The 15610-nt window shown below is 55.8% G+C and carries 13 protein-coding genes; 5 read left to right on the top strand and 8 right to left on the bottom strand.

The window, feature by feature from the left end:
- Nucleotides 1-1020 (top strand): tetratricopeptide repeat protein (locus tag B3M32_RS04365; RefSeq protein WP_290743824.1); only part of this gene is annotated, 1020 nt, incomplete at its 5' end.
- 4 nt (nucleotides 1021-1024) lie between these two features.
- Here B3M32_RS04365 and B3M32_RS04360 read toward each other — a convergent pair.
- Entirely contained in the window at nucleotides 1025-2218 is a 1194-nt protein-coding gene (locus tag B3M32_RS04360; protein WP_290743822.1) for a class I SAM-dependent rRNA methyltransferase, read from the bottom strand.
- Nucleotides 2219-2296: 78 nt separating this feature from the next.
- Between B3M32_RS04360 and B3M32_RS04355 the strand changes: the two genes are divergently transcribed.
- Nucleotides 2297-2725: a VanZ family protein gene (locus B3M32_RS04355; RefSeq protein ID WP_290743820.1), complete on the top strand. Its 429-nt coding sequence runs from the start codon at nucleotides 2297-2299 to the stop codon at nucleotides 2723-2725.
- Nucleotides 2726-2794: 69 nt separating this feature from the next.
- Here B3M32_RS04355 and murB read toward each other — a convergent pair whose 3' ends face one another.
- Nucleotides 2795-3706 carry a UDP-N-acetylmuramate dehydrogenase gene (gene murB, locus B3M32_RS04350; protein WP_290743818.1) on the bottom strand — a complete coding sequence of 304 codons (912 nt, stop codon included), beginning with the start codon at nucleotides 3704-3706 and terminating at the stop codon, nucleotides 2795-2797.
- Nucleotides 3707-3852: 146 nt separating this feature from the next.
- Between murB and B3M32_RS04345 the strand changes: the two genes are divergently transcribed.
- Both B3M32_RS04345 and mtgA read left to right on the top strand, forming a co-directional pair.
- Nucleotides 3853-4944 carry a toprim domain-containing protein gene (locus B3M32_RS04345; RefSeq protein ID WP_290743816.1) on the top strand — a complete coding sequence of 364 codons (1092 nt, stop codon included), beginning with the start codon at nucleotides 3853-3855 and terminating at the stop codon, nucleotides 4942-4944.
- A gap of 20 nt (nucleotides 4945-4964) precedes the next feature.
- Entirely contained in the window at nucleotides 4965-5825 is an 861-nt protein-coding gene (mtgA, locus tag B3M32_RS04340; protein ID WP_290743814.1) for a monofunctional biosynthetic peptidoglycan transglycosylase, read from the top strand.
- Here the strand turns inward: mtgA and B3M32_RS04335 are convergent, their stop codons facing one another.
- The 6 genes from B3M32_RS04335 to dnaX all read right to left on the bottom strand — a co-directional run bounded on the left by B3M32_RS04335 (nucleotide 5826) and on the right by dnaX (nucleotide 14988).
- Nucleotides 5826-7064 (bottom strand): GspE/PulE family protein, encoded by a 1239-nt coding sequence (locus B3M32_RS04335; RefSeq protein WP_290743813.1) that lies wholly within the window; start codon nucleotides 7062-7064, stop codon nucleotides 5826-5828.
- Between the two features lie 56 nt (nucleotides 7065-7120).
- Nucleotides 7121-10261, bottom strand: coding sequence for an efflux RND transporter permease subunit (locus B3M32_RS04330; RefSeq protein WP_290743812.1), 3141 nt, complete (start codon nucleotides 10259-10261; stop codon nucleotides 7121-7123).
- Between the two features lie 14 nt (nucleotides 10262-10275).
- Nucleotides 10276-11319, bottom strand: a complete 1044-nt coding sequence (locus tag B3M32_RS04325; protein WP_173799394.1) for an efflux RND transporter periplasmic adaptor subunit — start codon at nucleotides 11317-11319, stop codon at nucleotides 10276-10278.
- A 15-nt stretch (nucleotides 11320-11334) separates the two neighbouring features.
- Nucleotides 11335-12759, bottom strand: a complete 1425-nt coding sequence (locus B3M32_RS04320; protein ID WP_290743810.1) for a TolC family protein — start codon at nucleotides 12757-12759, stop codon at nucleotides 11335-11337.
- Nucleotides 12760-12947: 188 nt separating this feature from the next.
- Nucleotides 12948-13250, bottom strand: a complete 303-nt coding sequence (locus B3M32_RS04315; protein ID WP_290743809.1) for a YbaB/EbfC family nucleoid-associated protein — start codon at nucleotides 13248-13250, stop codon at nucleotides 12948-12950.
- Nucleotides 13251-13269: 19 nt separating this feature from the next.
- Nucleotides 13270-14988 (bottom strand): DNA polymerase III subunit gamma/tau, encoded by a 1719-nt coding sequence (dnaX, locus tag B3M32_RS04310; RefSeq protein WP_290743808.1) that lies wholly within the window; start codon nucleotides 14986-14988, stop codon nucleotides 13270-13272.
- Between the two features lie 166 nt (nucleotides 14989-15154).
- On the opposite strand from dnaX, the gene B3M32_RS04305 reads away from it, so the two are divergent.
- Entirely contained in the window at nucleotides 15155-15532 is a 378-nt protein-coding gene (locus B3M32_RS04305) for a hypothetical protein (protein WP_290743807.1), read from the top strand.
- Nucleotides 15533-15610 lie beyond the last annotated feature (78 nt).

Genomic DNA, 15610 nt, shown 5'->3' with positions numbered 1-15610 from the left:
GCTCCTGCCGCAACGGAGCAGACATCTGAACAAGCCCCTGCACCGGTACAGGAGGCTGCTTCCCAGGCCACTCCTGCTGCTGAACAGCCCGCACAGGCAGCCCCCGCACCTCAACCAGCTCCTGCACAGACCGCTGCCGCAGAGCCTGCCCAGCAGGCTCCTGTACAAGCCGCTCCGGCAACGCAAACTGCCGTTCCCGAAGCCGCACAGCATGCGTCTGCACAGCCCGCCGCATCGGCTCCTGCTGCCGAGACTCCTGCCGCAAATCCCGACGATCCCTTCGAAAAGGGCAAGATGTTCCTTGCTCAGGGTAAGTACGAAGATGCCGCCAAGATGTGGCGCGAAGTCCTGAAGAAAACTCCGGGGCACGTGGGTGCCTACTATTACGCCGGTGTTACCCGCCTAAAGATGGGGGAATACGACAAGGCCGAATTCAACCTGAACAAGGGTAAGGAGTACAAGGACGGCGCAGCCGATGTCCACTACTACATGTCCCTTATTTACAAGGCCCAGAACAAGACGGATTTGGAAAAGAAGTCCCTGGCCGCCTATATCAAGAAGGCCGGCCCAAACGGTGAGTTCCGCAAGGCCGTAGAAGCCCGCTTGGCTGAAATGAAAAATGCTCCTGCTGATTCTACGGCCCCTGCCGGTCAGGAAGTGGCGGCAGCACCGGAAACGGCTCCTGCGGCTACGGCCCAGAAAATCGCTCCCGCACCGGCCAAGGCTTATTCCATCGCCCGAGCCAACGACCTTTTCAAGTCGGGCAGTTTCGAAGAAGCCCTGCAGGTTTACAAGGTAATGCTGGAAACGGAACTTTCTCCCGAAGACCGCTATTTCGCACTGCTCCAGATGGGTAATATCTACCGCGAACTTCGCGATTTCCACAGTGCCGCTTCCCGCTACCGCGAAGTGGTGCAGCAATATCCCGACTCCGACTGGGCGACAGAGGCGCAGCGCGCTCTGGAAGATGCCGTGTGGCTTGAAAACCACAGGGGCGAACTCCCGCGTCGCAAACGTTAAGTCTTTACACCACCTGAACTAGCAGTCCCTTCAGGTACTGCCCTTCGGGGAATGCCGTATTTACGGGATGGTCGGCGGGTTGGCCGAAGCGTTCAATGATTTGAACGCGCCGATGTGCATCGGCGGCGGCATCCGCGATAATCTTCTGGAACAAGTCCATCTCCATGAGTCCGGAACAGCTGAAGGTCGCGAGCATGCCGCCCTCGGCCAGCAGCTTCATCGCGAGCAGGTTGATGTCCTTGTACCCGCGGGCGCCTTTCTGCAGGTTGTCCTTGCTTTCCACGAACTTGGGCGGGTCCAGCACGATGAGATCGAAGGTTTCCGCCTTGTCGCGGCACTTGCGCAGGTACTGGAAAACATCCGCTTCTACGTGCGTGGCATGTGCGGTGCTGAGCTTGTTGCGCATGATGCCTTCCTTCGCGAGCTTGAGGGCGTCCTTGGAAACATCTACCTGATACACTTTTTCGCAGCCGCCACGGAGGGCGTAGAGTCCGAATCCGCCGGTATAGCAGAAGCAGTTCAAAACCTTCTTGCCTTTCGCAATTTCGCCGATGCGGCGGCGGGCGTCGCGCTGGTCCAGGTAGTAGCCCGTCTTGTGGCCGTTCTTTACGTCGATGGGGAAGAGGATGCCGTTCTCGTCGATGATGACGGGCTCGTCGCTCACTTCGCCGTACACGACTCCCGTGCGGAGCGGGAGGCCTTCCTTTTTGCGCACCTCGGAATCGCAGCGTTCGTAGATGCCGCGGCAGTGCGTCTTTTCGGCGAGCAGTTCGTAAATCGTTTCGCGGTGGACTTCCGCACCGGCGGCCAAAATTTCTACTGAGTAAATGTCGGCGTACTTGTCGATAATGCAGCCCGGAATGCCGTCGTTCTCGGCGTTAATCAGGCGGAAAGCGGATTCCTTGTCTTCGATGTCGAAACCGCGGCTCTTGCGGGCGGCAATGGCGCGGTCCAGGATGTCGCTGAAGAATGCCCTGTCGATGTTCGCCTTTTCGCCGAACGTCCAGAAGCGCCCGCGTATCTGGGACTTGGGCGAGTACGCCGCAAGACCCAGAAAATCGCTGTGGTAACTGTAAACCTCGACGGTGTCGCCGAGCGCCGGGTCGCCGACAACTTCGTCGACGGCTCCGCTAAAGATCCACGGGTGATAACGCAATGCGGACTTCTCGCGTCCGGCCTTCAGGGTAATCGCTTTCATGAATTTAAATTTAGAAATAATGTAGACTTTTGAAGATGTCCTCTTTTTCTATCTTTAGGCCCATACCTCATACCTAATATGTTTGAAAGTATTTTCGACAAGTATCCGTTTTTCCGTGCCGTGCCCTGCGTGCTCTGCATGGCGATTATCTTCAAGCTTTCTTCGCTGACGAACGAGCAGTTGCAGGACTTTCCGCATGTGTGGGACAAGCTTGCCCATTTCTGCGAATACGCGACATTGGCCGGCTGTTACGCCATGCTCTGGACGCGTACGGAATGGTCCAAGCGCCAGTGGCTGCGTGTGCTGGTGGTGGGCATCCTTGCGCTTATTTATGGCTGTACCGACGAATTCCACCAGAGTTTCGTGGAAGGCCGAGACAGCAGCGTGCTCGACCTGGTGGCCGACTTGAGTGGAGGCCTCATAGGCGGTGTCGTGTATGCCGTGATTACGCGGATTCTGAACCGCTACGATCCGGTACCGGAAGAGAAAGTAGACGGTAGGCAGTAGGAAGTTGACAGTGATTAGTGGTTAGGGATGTGAGGTGAGTGATGAGTTCCTAGTTACTCTGACAACTCCTTACTCAAAATTCCCTAGCAGAATAATTTCGCGTTTGAGTTGGATACCGAATTTTTCGGCGACTCTTGCCTGCACGAATTCGCTTAGTTCCTTGATGTCCTTTGCCGTAGCGTCGCCCGCGTTCACGATGAAGTTCGCGTGCAGCGTGCTGACTTCGGCGCCGCCGATGCGCTGTCCCTTGAGCCCTGCCTGTTCGATATAGTAGCCTGGAGCGACTTGCTCCGGCATGTCTGCGGAGCCTGCATCCAGGCGCTTGAAGGTGGAGCCCGCGTTCGGCATGCTCAGGGGCTGTGTCGCCTTGCGTTTCGCCATGCATTCGGCGAGTTCCGTTTCCAAATCGGCAATGGTTTTGCCCTGTGCGCTCGCTTCCGGCAGCTGGAATGTGGCCGACAAGATGATATCTCCGTTTTTTTGGAAAGCGCTTTGCCTGTATCCGAAACCGCATTCGCTTGTCGCAAGTTCGCGGATGTTTTCTTCGCTGTCGAGGACGGTCACTGCCGTGCAGCAGTTGCCGATTTCTTGACCGTAGGCTCCCGCGTTCATGTAGAGGGCGCCCCCGAGAGTACCGGGGATTCCCGCAAGCTTGTGGATGCCGGCGAAACCCTGCTTGAGTGCGGTGCGGGCGAAACGTCCGAGCGGAACAGCGGCACCGACCTTGTAGGTCCCGTTTCCGAGTTCCTGGATTTCGGAAAATTCCCCGGCAAGCGTTATGACGACGCCGTCATAGCCGCTGTCCGAGACGAGCAGGTTCGTGCCGTTCCCGACAATAAAGTGGGGGAGCTGCTTCTCGCTTGCAAGGGCAAGCGTCGCCTTGAGGTCGTCTGCCGATTCGACCTTGGCGAGAAAACGCGCCGGACCACCGACCTTAAAGGACGTGTGCTTGTTCATCGGCTCGTTTTCAAAGAGAATCATGCGAAAAATATAATTATTAGTTCTAATTTACTAGTTACTAGTTGATAGTAGGATGTAAGGAGATTTGCCTCTTATTTATCTAGCAACTCAGAACTCGTAACTCGTAACTCGTAACTTTACATTCCGATTTACTATAATTCCTGCATATGACGAACGAGGAACTGAAACAGTTCAAGGCGGCCATTTCCATCACGTCGGTCGCTCAGGCCCTGGGGGTAGAAGTCTCCCATGGCCGTTGTCGCTGTTTCTATCCGCAGCGCCATGTCCACGGCGACCGCACTCCTTCGGTATCCATTTCCGAGGAACGCGGCTATTTCCGTTGCTGGGTCTGCGACGATGTCCGCGGCGATGTCATTTCGCTGGTGCAGATGCTGAAAAACTGCTCTTTTACCGAGGCGCTGAACTGGCTCATGGAACAGTATCCGTTCCTGGCGTCGAACGGGCTGCGCAAGGAAGTCAACCGTGCGGTCGATTCTTCGGAAGCCGGATCCGTAAGAACGCGGGAAATCCGGGCAGATGAACCCGCGGAACGGGAACTCGTCTCCGAAGACGACCGGAAAAAAATCATCCTCTCGTTCCTCAAGCGCCTGAGCCCCATAGACAATACCCCCGCGGCCAAGTGGCTTATCGGGCGACGCATATACAAGCCCAGCTGGGACAAGATGCTTCTCCGCACCATTACCGACTACGAGTCGGTGAACAACAGCCTCAAGGCGGACTTTGGCGAAGAAGTCCTCAAGTATGTGGGGCTTTTCAACGACAAGGGCCATCTGCGCTATTACAAGCACCCGCTGATATTCCCTTACCTGGACCGCGAACGCCGTGCCTTCTATTTCCAGGCGAGGGCTATTGACAGTACCGTGTTGCCCAAGGAACTCAACCTGCGCGGTACAGTCCCCTTCCCGTACAACATGTCTGCGCTGGACCAGAAACCGGGCTGGGTCTACCTGTGCGAAGGTGCTGTCGACACGTTGACGTTCTTGAACCAGAAAATAGAGGCTGTCGGCATACCCGGTGTCCGCAATTTCAAGACGGAATGGTTGCCACTTTTCAAGAACAAGAGCGTAGTCCTCTGCCTGGATAAGGACGATGCCGGTCGTGCCGGGACGGAATATATCCGTGGTGTGCTTGAAAAAGCCGGAATTCGTTCGGTTGTCTTGGGCGAAGGTCTCGAAAATATCAAGGGTGTGATGAAAGAGGGCCAGGATATAAACGACTGGTTTGGTGGAAAGAAATAATTATCTATCTTATCCGTACTATGACTTGGCAGAAAATAAAAGATATCTGGACCGCCTTCAGGAATAACATTGTCGTGAAGGTGCTCCTTTGCCTGTACAAGTGCATCAATTTTGTGTTGAGGGTGGCCATCCTTGCGCTTATCCTCTATTCTGCCGCCTTTACCATTGCCGCGTCGATTGTCCTTTACAAGGGATTCGTGTACGTCTACGATCTGTACGACAGCGTGGAATCCCTGAAAGATACGCAACCCGAAATGAGCAAGTACATGGAGGCTCTCAGGGATTCCAACCCGAGCGTCGAAATCAAGCACACGTTCGTGCCGCTGGATTCCATCAGCCCCTACCTGCAGAAGGCCGTAATCGCTAGCGAGGACGCCGGTTTCTACTTCCATCCGGGGTTCGACGTATACGCCATTGCGGAAGCCCTTAACGCGAACCGCATCTCGGGCAAGACGAAGTTTGGCGGTTCCACGATTACGCAGCAACTCGCCAAGAACATGTTCCTCAGTGGCGAACGCTCGTGGGAACGCAAGTTCAAGGAACTCGCCTATGCCCTGCTGATGGAACACGAACTCGGCAAGGACCGCATCCTGGAACTCTACCTCAACTATGCCCAGTGGGGCAAGGACATCTTCGGTTGTCAGGAAGCCTGCCGCACCTACTACAAGAAAAACTGCAACAAGCTGAGCATCGACCAGGCCATCAATCTCGCCGCCATGCTCGCAAGCCCCGGCAAGCACCATCCGAATATGCGCGAAAGCCAGTTCATGGCCAAACGCCGTGCGGTTATCTACCAGAACATGTTCCCCAAGAAGGACAGCGTGCTCGTAGATTCGCTCCGCCAGTTGATGGCTCCCGACAGCACCCGCATCAAGAAGTAATCAGCTACCGAGGACACGCGCTACTTCGGCGGTGTCCGTAACGCCCTGCCGCACGAGGCGTACAGCGTCGTCGCGCATCGTTCCGTCTACATAGGTTCCGTCGGGTTTCAGGAATTCGATAATCGCGGTGCGCCCGCGGTATTCGTGGCTGGCTGTGCATTTGCGCACGAGCCTCTGCGCGACAACGCCCAGCAGGGATTCCCGGAGCAGTGATTCGGGGACGCCCAGGTCGGCGAGGCGTGTCATGGCGGCATTTGCGCTGTTGGCATGCAAAGTCGCGAGGACCAGATGCCCCGTCTGGGCAGCCCGCAGTGCTATCTGGGCGGTTTCCCGGTCGCGGATTTCTCCGACGAGAATCACGTCCGGGTCCTGGCGCAAGATAGAGCGGAGTGCCGCGGCAAAGGTAAATCCGCACTTCTCGTTCACCTGCACCTGGTTGGCTCCGTCCAGCTTGTATTCTACTGGATCTTCGATGGTCGTCACGTTGATGTGGCGGGCAATGATTTCCCTAAGGCCTGCGTAGAGCGTTGTCGTCTTGCCGCTTCCGGTAGGGCCCGTGACCAGTAGCAGCCCCTGTGGTGCCTCGAAGGCATGGCGGAGCGCGTCCAGCATGGCTTGCGAAAAGCCCAGGCTTTCCAGGGTGGCTCCGTCGTCCCGCGTCTGCAGCAGGCGCAATACGCATTTCTCTACGACCTGGTTCCCGCTCTGTACGGGCAATGTGCTTAGGCGGATATTCGCGTTCCCGTAGGCGCCCTCGAAAGAAAAGCTCCCGTCGTGCGGAAGCCTCCGCTCCGTGATGTCCACGCTCGCGAGCAGCTTGAGGCGAACGAGTATGGGCTCCGCAATCCAGGCGGGCAAGGCCTTGTAGTCGCAAAGCATGCCGTCTACGCGGAATCGGATACGGAAGGTGCTTTCGGATGGCTCGAAATGGATGTCGGTCGCCCTTTCCCGGATGGCGTCGTCTATTAGGGAATCGACCAGGTTGATGATGGGCTCGGATTCCCAGGAATTCGCCTTGGCCGTCTGCCTGTCGAGTTCATGCAGGATGCTGTCGGAATCCTTTTGCGCATGTAGACGCTGCATCTGCTTGATTTCCGCTTCGGAATGGAATTCGGGTACAACGCGGCAACCGGATTCGAATCGAATCCGTTCCAGCGTGAGTTCATCATGGATGTCGGAAATGGCAACGCTCAGCACACCGGCTTCGTGTGCCTTTTCCTTCATAATAAAGGTTGCCATGCTCCAAATATACGAAAAACCCTGCCCGAGGGGGCAGGGTCCTTTCTCTCTCTACGTTAATTCTTGCTCATTTTCTTCTTGATCTTCTTGATTCCCTTGCCTGCCTTGTGGAAGAGGGCGTTCGGGAGCCAGAAGAACGTGGGCACCAGGTACATCGTAAGGATGGCCGACACGATGAGGCCGCCCACGGAGGCGATACCCATCGGCTGGGTCATGGCGGCCACGTTACCGCCGAGTGCGAATGCCAGCGGGAGCTGGGCCACCACGGAGGCGACGGTCGCAAGCACGATGGGCTGGAACTTTGTCTTGGCTGCAGTCATGATGGCCGACCTGCGTCCCATGCTACCGCTGCGCAACAGCCTGTTCGCTTCGTCGAGCAAAAGAATGGCGTTGTTCACCACCACACCGATAAGCATCACTATGGCCATGAGGGCGATCATCGAGAGCGCCTTGCCCGTAAACACGAGCGAGAGCAGCACGCCGATGGCACCCATCGGGATGGTCGTCATGATGATGAACGGCTGTGCGAAGCTTTCGAGGAGGGCGATCAGCAGGATGTAGGTGAGGATGATGGCCATGAGGATGGCCGTCTTGAATTCCGCCACCATGTCGTTCTGCATGTCGGCCTGGGCACCGAAACTGAAAGAGATGCCTTCGGGGAGTTCGCCCTTCATGCTTTCGGCGAGAGCTCCGACCTTGCCCATGACTTCACCGGTCGTGTGGCCGGGGAGCAAGTTCATGGATACGTCGACACGGGTGCGCTTGCGCTTGCGGTCGATTCGGGTCGGGCCGGCTCCGTCTTCGATGTAGAACAGTTCGCTTGCGTTCAGGTAACCCTTCGGGGTCAAAATAGGCAGGTTCTCGATGTCGGTATGGCTCTGACGGTCTTTTTCCATCATGCGCACGTACACGTCGTATTCTTCGCCGTCTTCGGTGTACTGGCCGGCTTCGTAGCCGCTCACCGCGATGTAGTTGTACGTGGCGACCGTCTGGAGCGTCACGCCGTAGTCGGCGAGGGCCTGGCGGTTCGGGACAAGGCGGATTTCGGGCTTACCCGCTTCGTAGCTCGTCTTGAGGTCCACGATACCATCGATGTTGTCTTTGATGCGGTCCATCACGAGCTGCGAGGCCTTGATGACGGAGTCCGCGTGCAGGCCGTTCACTTCGAGCACCACGTCGCCGGCGGAGTTGTTGTTCATTTCGGAAGCCGAAGCGGACTTGATGGAAATGTAGGCGTCCGGGATGTCGGCGAGGTAGGGACGCAGGGAGTCGACAATCTGGTCGGTACTGCGGGTACGTCCTTCCCAGTCCTTCAAAAGCTTCACGCGCATCGTGGCCTGGTTCACCGTGGTAAAGCCGTTCGAACCGCCCACGTTCATGCTGTAGTGCACAATCTCGGGCACGCCCTTGATGCGGCTTTCGATGATTCGCGCAACGCTGTCGGTCGTCTCGATGTTGGTACCCACGGGCATTTCTAGCTTGACGCTGATCATGCCCTGGTCCTGCTTCGGCATGATTTCCACGGTCAGGAAGTTCTTCGCGAGGAATCCGACGAACATGATCGTGCCGACAAGTGCTGCAACCTGGAAAATCACGCCGGGAATGGAGAGGCAGAACGAAAGCGTCTTGAGGTAAACGAAACGCACTCCGTTCAGGATGGCCGGGAATATTCCGAAAATCTTTTCGCCGATAGAACGGTGCCCTTCGATGATGTTCCCGTTCTCGTCCTTCTTCACGCCCTTGAACAGGTAGGCCGCCATGAGCGGGGTAAGCGTGAAGGTCACGAGGAGCGACACGAACGTGGCGAACACCATGGTAAGGCCGAAGGTACGGAAGAAGATACCGGCGATGGACTTCATGAAGGCGATAGGCACGAACACGCACACGTTGGTGAGCGTCGATGCCATGATGGCCACCATGATTTCGGAGGTTCCCTTGAGGGCCGCATCCTTCGGGTCGAGCCCGAGTTTAAGCTTTTCGTTGATGTTTTCAAGCACCACGATGGAGTTCGTAACGAGCAGGCCCACTGAAGACGAAAGAGCCATCAGCGACATCATGTTGATGCCGAAGCCCGCAAAGTACATGAGCGTAAAGGCGCCAATCACGGAAATAGGCATCGTGAGGGCCGCGATAATCATGGTCGAGAACTTGCCGAGGAAGAGGAGCAACAGGCCCGCGGTAAGGCAGATGGCGATGATGATGTTCTGGATAACGTTCTGGATGGACTCGTTCACGGCTTCGGACTTGTCGTACACCAGGTGGAGTTCGAATCCTTCGGGGAGCGTCTTCTGGATTTCGTTCATGCGTTTGATGACGCCTTCGGAAACCTTCACCACGTTCGCGTCGGAACGCTTCTTGATATCGAGCGAAACGGAGTTCACGCCGTTAAAGCGGGAGGCAGACGTGATGGACTCGATGGTGTCCTTGACGACTGCGATTTCGGAGAGCTTGATGACGCCCCTCGCCGTCGGGATGTCCATGTTGCGGATTTCATCGAGGCTCTGGAACTTGCCCGAAGTACGTACGGAGGTGTTCTTGTGCTTGCCGATGACTTCGCCGACCGGGTAGTTGATGTTCGACTGCCCGAACAGCCCCATGATGGTCGCGATGTCCACGTTGCGGTCGAGCATCTTGTCTTTGTCGAGCTCGATGGAAATCTGGCGGGTGGTACCGCCGAAAACGTCAACGCTTGCCACACCGGAAACAGCCGTAAAGAGCGGTTCGATGTCGTCTTCCACCTTCTGGCGGAGCTCCGTGGAGTTGAGCGGTCCGGTAAACGAGATGGACATGATGGCCGCACCGTTGATGTCCACTTTCGCGATAATCGGTGCCTGCACGGCATCGGGGAAGTTCACCGACGCAAGGTCAATCTTGGAACGCACGTCGTTTGCCGCCACGTCCACGTTCACGCCCATGTTGAACATGGCGACCAAAATGCCGTAGTTCTCGAGGCATATGGACTGCACGTAGTCGATACCGTCAACAAGTTCCACCTGGTCTTCGATGGGCTTGATGATGGTGGATTCGATTTCTTCGGGGTTTGCCCCCTGGTAGATGATGGTTGCGGTGACCACGGGGACGTCGAATTTCGGCATCAGGTCGACCACCATCATGGAGTAGGTGTATAGACCGAAAACCACCACGGTCAATATGACCATGAGCATGGTAATCGGTTTGTAGATACTGGCCTTAATCATTCAGCAAAACTCCCTTATTCGACAACCAGCACCTTGTCGCCGTCGTTCATGCGGGACTGGCCTTCCACGATGACGGTTTCGTTTTCTTCCAGGCCTTCGGCAATCTGGATGTCGTGCTTGGTCTGCACGCCGAGCTTCACGATCTTGCGGCGGGCCTTGCCTTCGTTATCGACGGTCCACACGGCGTTCACGCCGTTGCGGTATACAATGGCTTCGTTCGGAATCACGATGCCGTTCACTTCGCGGGCGTCGAGTTCGGCGGTTACGTACATGCCCGGCAATAGCTTCTTTTTCTTGTTGTCAAACGTGACTTCGACCGGGAAGAAGCGCGTCATCGGGTCGGCGGCGAGCGGGATGAGGCTGACCTTGCCCTTGACCTGTTCTCCGGCAACAGTGACGGTCGCCTGGGCGCCCTTCTTGAAGTATCCGATATCCTGGCTCGTGACGTTCAGCTTGAGGATGACCTTGTCGAGCTTCGCGATGGTAGCGAGGACGCCGCCCGGGCCCGGAGTCTGTCCGACCTGGAACTTGAGCTCGGTCACCACGCCCGCTTCGGGGGCGAGGATGAGCGATGCACGGCGAGCCGTCTCGAGGTTCATCTTGGCAACCTTGAGCTGCATTTCCTGGGTGTCCATGTCCTGCTGGCTAATGCCGCCCTTCTGGTAGACTTCGCGCATGCGCTCGGTCGCCTTCTCCAATACGGCGACCTGTTCCTGGGCCTGCTGGTACTGGGTGTTGTCGCCTGTGAAGAGGTATTCGGCGACGACCTGGTCTTTCTTTACAGAGGAGCCGACCTGGATGTTAATCTTGGCGAGCGGGTCACCCATCTTGCAAATGACCTTGTTCTGTTGCATGCCCTCGATGGAGCCGCTGAACTTGCGCAAGTCCGTAATCTTTGCGGTGGTAGCCTTTACCACGCGGGCGGGCTTACCTTTTTCCTTCTGGATTTCTTCGATGGTCGTGGCCTTCGTTTGGGCCTTTTCTTCTTTCGGGTTGCAGGCAACCAAAAGCATGGATGCCGCTGCGAGGGTCAGGAGGGTCTTGACAGTCTTGTTCATTCTTTCCTCTTCTTTTTAATATTCACCGGTGGCCTGGAGAAGCGCGTTGTATGCCTTGTTCCATTCGACGATTGCCGACATGTAGTCGAGTTTTGCCGTGCGGAGGCTGTTTTCTGCGGTAAGGAGATTCAATTGCGTTTCTCTTCCAATCTTGTAGGCCGCATTTGTCAAATCGTAGTTCTTCTGGGCAAGGTCAATCTGGCGCTTCGCGATTTCGATCTGCGCGTCGGCGTCGCTCAGCGTATTCACGCAGGACTCAATCTGTACACGGAATCCGCGTTCGGCGGTTTCCTTCTGGATTTGGGTGCTGCGGAGGTTAGACTTGGCCTGGACCACGGCTTCCTTCGTCTTCATGCCGTTGAAAAGGTTCATCTTGAGGTTCAGCGCGATATACTTGTTGATGTTTTCGTCCCAGTCCGGGGCATCCCACTTGTAGAATTCGTTCTGGTTGTTGCTGTACTTGAGTCCGCCCACGAGCGCGATGGTCGGCTTGTATCCGCCCTGTTCGATGGAAACGTTCTTGTTGAGCATTTCTTCGGTGGCTTCGAGCATGACCAGTTCCTTGCGGCGCTTCTTGACGTTTGCCATGGAGGTGTCGGGGAATGCATATCCGGAGGTCGGGTCACGGAGCTCGCCCTGGAACTGCACGTCGGTTTCCCAGTCCATGCCCATCGTATTCAGAAGGGCATTGCGGGCGAGGATGCGGCTCTTTTCCATGTTGTTGATTTTGGAATTCAGCTGGTCCATCGAAAGCTGTACGCGGATGAGGTCGAGCTCGGTGGCGAGGCCGCTCTTCATGGACTGTTCCACGAAGTTCAGGTTTTCCTGGAGCATGTTCTTGGATTCCTGGAGAATGACTATGGCCGAATCCAGGTAGATGAGCTGGTCAAAGGCGTTCTCGACGCTGTAGCGCACGTTCGCCTTGGTGTTTTCCAGGTTCACTTCCTTGATGTGCTTGTAGGTTTTGGCGATCTGGATGCCGGTTCCCACCTTGCCTTGCGCGTACAGGATCTGGGTGGCGGTGAGGCCAACGGAAGACTGCCAGCGGTAAGCCTGCTTCATCATCTGGTTTGTCATGCCGTCTAGTGCGGGGCCAATGACCTGTGTGTCGAATGCGTTCGCGTTCGGGTAACCGTTTTCGTCGTTGGACTGGGCCATGCCGGCTGCGGCGTCAGAGATCCTGGAGGACTCTTTAACGTCGTCAAGTCCGAAAATACGGGTGACGGTGGCGTCAAGGTCGATGCTCGGCAAAGCGTTGCCGTAACCGGCATCTACCTGGGAATTTGCTGAAATAAGCTCTTCTTCGGCGGTCTTTACGTCCGAGGACTTCTCGAGGGCTATCTTGACGGCTTCTTCGCGCGTGTAGGTCGTGGCCAAGACAAGCTGGGGTGCCGCGAGGCAGAGCGCTATGGCCGAAATCGTTCCTAAATGCCTAGACATTCCATCTCCTATGTACTTTTTTGCGCCCCAAATGTAAAAAAATATGTAACTATATAATAGGGCTAAGCTCCAAATACTGGACGAAATGCGTAATTAAGCGGACGAAATCACTTTTATGTAAAAAAATACCCCGGTATGAACCGGGGTGACATATGTTTTTTTGTGCAGTATTCTGTTGCGCAGGCGTTTTACATCAGGCCGGGGATTTTCATGCCGCCGGTAATGTCGCTCAGGCTGGATTGGGCGGCGTCGTCCTTTTTCTTGACAGCCGAGTTGACGGCTGCCATCACGAGGTCCTCGAGGGCTTCCACGTCGTCCTTGTCTACCGCGTCGGGGTTGATCTTGATCATGGTGAGCACGCCGCGGCCGTTCATGGCGACCTTGACCATCCCGCCGCCGGCTTCGGCCTCGAAACTCTGGGTTTTCAGGTCGTTTTGGGCCTTCATCATCTTGCTCTGCATCTTCTGGAGGTCCTTAAGCATTTTGCTCATGTCCATAGTGGGTATTCCTTTAATTGTCGTTATTGGGATCAATGATGTCGCCTACCGGGGCGACGTTTTTCTTCATCTGCACAGAATATACCAATTCTGCGGCGAAAATTTGCTGTAACTTGGCGAGCGCGGGTTCTTTTTGCAAATCCTGTTCGTAAGGAGTCATTCTCCGGACGGCCTCGATTTGCTTTTCGGCCTCGGTAAAGGCCCTGGTCTTTACCTTGAGCGAGATTTTGGTCTGCAGCTTGTCTTCGAGGATGGTCTGCAGGCGTTCCAGAAATTCAGGGTGTTCCATGAACTGCTGGTAGTTCCATGACGCGTTGTTTTCCGTTTCGCCGACATAGGTGAGGGCGATAGGGAACGGATTTTCGTGGGTATCGCCTGTTTCAAGGGTAGAACCGGCCAAGGCCGCAGAAAACATGAGGTCGCCGTCATTTGCAAAACCGGCGCAGAGAGTGGGCCATGCCGAGGCGATTTCGTAGCGGGAATAAGTCCCTGCGGAGTCTCCGGGGATGTTCGCGAACGGGCTTTCGTCTTCGGCAGAAGAGTCTAGGACCTGTTCGACTTCAGCTACTTTTTTTTTTAACGCCTCGTCGGAGGCGCTCTTGGGGTCGTTGATGGCGGCAAGCGCTTTTCGGAGGTCCGTCAGACGGTCAAGCCATGCCATGCGGGCGAACGTCGTTTCGACCATCAGTCTCGGATTGGTGCTGTAGCGGAGCTGTGCCTGCAGGTCGATAAGCATTTTCGAAATGCGGAGAATGTCACCGTTGCTCAGCGAAAGCGCGGTATTCTTGAATTTCGAATAAAGTTCTTCGGTAATGCTGAGGTCGTCGGCGGAGAACGCGTTGATGCGCGTGTAGAGCAGGTTGCGGATGAACTTGCCGAATCCGTCCAGGAGCGGGGTGAACTCGATGCCGCGGGTGCAGGCGTCGTCGACCATCTTGAAAACGCCCTTCAGGTCGTGGTTCTCGATGGCGTTCACAAGGGCGAAGAAGAGCTCGACAGGCGGGATTCCCAGGATGCTGCGGACTGCATCGGCAGTCATGTCGTTGCCGGTAAATGCGTAGGCCTGGTCAAAGTAGGTGAGGCCGTCGCGCATGGAACCGTCGGCCTTCTCGGCGAAAATGTCGAGGGCTTCGTCGGTCGCGTTGATGCCTTCCTGCTCGCAAATAAAACGGAGCCTGCCGCGAATCTGGTCCATGGTCAGGCGCTTGAAATCAAAGCGCTGCACGCGGCTCAGGATAGTCTGCGGGACCTTGTTCACTTCGGTCGTCGCAAAGATGAAAATCACATGTTCGGGCGGTTCTTCGAGCGTCTTGAGGAGCGCGTTGAAGGCTCCGGTCGAGAGCATGTGGACTTCGTCGATGATGAATACCTTGTACTTGCCGATAACGGGCGGGTACTGTACGCGTTCGAGTACGTCGCGGATGTTGTCGACGCCGGTATTGGAGGCGGCGTCGATTTCGAGGACGTCCATCGGGTTTCCGCCGTCGATGTCCTTACAGCTGTCGCATTCTCCACACGGGTGGAGCGGGTCGCCGCCCTTGCAGTTGAGCGTGCGGGCGAGGATTCGGGCACTGGTGGTCTTGCCTACACCGCGGGTGCCGGTAAACAGGAATGCACGGTGGAGTCTGTCCCCTTCGATTGCGTTCTGAAGGGTCTTCGCGATATGTTCCTGTCCGACCATGTCGGAGAAGGACTTCGGACGCCACTTGCGGGCCATTGCTACGTATGCCATGACTTTAAATGTAGTAAAAAGTCAGAAATGTGAAGTGTGTGGTGTGAAATGTGTAATGACTAATGAGAAATGACGAATGGCTGATGAAAAATGGGTAACCTTACATCCCACATTCCACATTTCACATTTTTTTTTATTATTTGTAAATAAAACCACGAGGTACACGATGAATCCGAATTTGGCGCTCTTGATTCTTTCTTGGCAGGTGGCATGCCTGTATCACGAAAACGAGACCGAAAAATTGCTTCCCGGTTCCGCTTCGGCGACCGAAGCTGAAAGCGATACGCTCGACCAGATTCATGATGAATTGACTCCGGATGTTTCCTGGGACGATTTCAACGATACCTATGCCCGCTATTCGTCAGCCAAGGAACGTGCCGGTGCCTGCGTCGAAGCGCTCAAGGGCGAAACTCCCGAATTCAAGAGCAAGGTCCTCGAATCCATGTTGAAGGTCGCCAACGCCTCGCGCGAAGACGACAACGAAAGCAACGTCTCTCCCGAAGAGATGGACTTTATCCAGCAGATTCGCGAAGCGCTGGAATAAGAACCGGTTTGCTTGCGGCGCAAGAACGCTGTAAATTTTGAAAAAAGAAACCGCCGAGGTATTGAGCCGCGGCGGTTT

Origin of the sequence: Fibrobacter sp. UBA4309, assembly GCF_002395745.1 — a bacterium.
GTDB lineage: Bacteria > Fibrobacterota > Fibrobacteria > Fibrobacterales > Fibrobacteraceae > Fibrobacter.
The sequence above is the reverse complement of the archived record's forward strand: the minus strand, read 5'-3'. Positions and strand labels throughout refer to the sequence as shown.

Bases quoted from the DNA above. Each gene is read 5' to 3' on its own strand.
- B3M32_RS04360 (WP_290743822.1), bottom strand. From the start codon at position 2,218: ATGAAAGCGATTACCCTGAAGGCCGGACGCGAGAAGTCCGCATTGCGT.
- B3M32_RS04355 (WP_290743820.1), top strand. From the start codon at position 2,297: ATGTTTGAAAGTATTTTCGACAAGTATCCGTTTTTCCGTGCCGTGCCC.
- murB (WP_290743818.1), bottom strand. From the start codon at position 3,706: ATGATTCTCTTTGAAAACGAGCCGATGAACAAGCACACGTCCTTTAAG.
- B3M32_RS04345 (WP_290743816.1), top strand. From the start codon at position 3,853: ATGACGAACGAGGAACTGAAACAGTTCAAGGCGGCCATTTCCATCACG.
- mtgA (WP_290743814.1), top strand. From the start codon at position 4,965: ATGACTTGGCAGAAAATAAAAGATATCTGGACCGCCTTCAGGAATAAC.
- B3M32_RS04335 (WP_290743813.1), bottom strand. From the start codon at position 7,064: ATGGCAACCTTTATTATGAAGGAAAAGGCACACGAAGCCGGTGTGCTG.
- B3M32_RS04330 (WP_290743812.1), bottom strand. From the start codon at position 10,261: ATGATTAAGGCCAGTATCTACAAACCGATTACCATGCTCATGGTCATA.
- B3M32_RS04325 (WP_173799394.1), bottom strand. From the start codon at position 11,319: ATGAACAAGACTGTCAAGACCCTCCTGACCCTCGCAGCGGCATCCATG.
- B3M32_RS04320 (WP_290743810.1), bottom strand. From the start codon at position 12,759: ATGTCTAGGCATTTAGGAACGATTTCGGCCATAGCGCTCTGCCTCGCG.
- B3M32_RS04315 (WP_290743809.1), bottom strand. From the start codon at position 13,250: ATGAGCAAAATGCTTAAGGACCTCCAGAAGATGCAGAGCAAGATGATG.
- dnaX (WP_290743808.1), bottom strand. From the start codon at position 14,988: ATGGCATACGTAGCAATGGCCCGCAAGTGGCGTCCGAAGTCCTTCTCC.
- B3M32_RS04305 (WP_290743807.1), top strand. From the start codon at position 15,155: ATGAATCCGAATTTGGCGCTCTTGATTCTTTCTTGGCAGGTGGCATGC.